Genomic DNA, 287 nt, shown 5'->3' with positions numbered 1-287 from the left:
GAATCTATGGTCACTCCCGTTTTTGCAACACCGATTTTGACGATAAGTTGGCTTGCTTGAATCTATCCGGCGTCTGAATGGGATTTTATTCCCGCGCCTCGATGAGTTCCGCGCCTGATGAACCTCCAGAAAATATACGGCTTCAGCGAGCCTTTCCGTTTTACAGGTTCCTCAACAGGCCGGTGGGCCGTTTGTATCATCAATATCAGTATTCGCAAAACCAGATGAATGATTGTTTAAACTGGTGTATTTCTGCCTTTATGCTTCGTAAGTTTGCTGTCGCGCCG

General features: G+C 46.7%; 1 protein-coding gene. It reads left to right on the top strand.

The genetic code is table 11. The features are described 5' to 3' along the window. Positions 1-77: 77 nt before the first annotated feature. The coding region (locus tag N6P30_RS24520; protein WP_208638249.1) for a hypothetical protein at positions 78-287 on the top strand (210 nt) is incomplete at its 3' end.

This window comes from Enterobacter sp. PL1 (genome assembly GCF_945957325.1).
GTDB lineage: Bacteria > Pseudomonadota > Gammaproteobacteria > Enterobacterales > Enterobacteriaceae > Enterobacter > Enterobacter roggenkampii.
This window is presented reverse-complemented; position numbering and strand designations above follow the sequence as displayed.